Source organism: Streptomyces sp. LS1784, assembly GCF_020103755.1.
In the GTDB taxonomy this organism is placed as follows: Bacteria; Actinomycetota; Actinomycetes; order Streptomycetales; family Streptomycetaceae; genus Kitasatospora.
This window is the reverse complement of record NZ_JAHSQD010001259.1, coordinates 1-610: the sequence shown is the minus strand read 5'-3', so window position 1 is coordinate 610 and position 610 is coordinate 1. Positions and strand designations below refer to the sequence as shown.

Genomic DNA, 610 nt, shown 5'->3' with positions numbered 1-610 from the left:
GCCGTCGGGCCCGCCCCTCCGCCCGCCGTCGGCCGGGCGCCGTGTGCCGGGCCGCGCGGCACCTCGCCCAGGCCGCGAAGCAGACCAGCGCGGCGAAGCAGGGCACCATCAGCGCCCCGTACACCACCAGGAAGCCGTCCGTGCCGAGGTCGGCCGCGGCGTTCCAGGTGCCGTGCAGCGTCATCGCCAGCAGCAGCCCGGCCGGCACCGCCAGCCGGGCCAGCCAGCGCCGCGCGGTGGTGAGGGCGACGGCCAGGCCGATCCCGGTGAGCGCGGTGAACAGCGGGTGGGCGAAGGGGGAGAGCAGGGCACGCAGCACGAAGGTCTGCACGGTGCTGTCGAAGTCGCGCAGGCTGGGCGGGTCGCCGAGGCCGATGCTGTCCAGCCGCTGCCGCTGGTCGCTGGTGAAGGCCCGGCCCAGGTACAGGGCGTTCTCGGTGAACGCGAAGCCGCAGGCCGTCATCCCGCCGAGCACCACCCCGGCGGCCAGGGTGCGCGGCCGGGAGCGGTGGTGTGGTGCGCCGGAGGGCGGGGCGGGGCGAAGGTAGGGCAGTGGCCGCAGGTGCGGGCGCAGCCGCAGCCGGCCGCGGGCGTGCGGCCCGACCGGGTG

1 protein-coding gene is annotated in these 610 nt (G+C 77.7%); it reads right to left on the bottom strand.

The annotated features are described in order from the left end of the window. A partial coding sequence (locus KS423_RS46860; RefSeq protein ID WP_224285701.1) for a PrsW family intramembrane metalloprotease occupies positions 1-610 on the bottom strand: 610 nt, incomplete at both ends.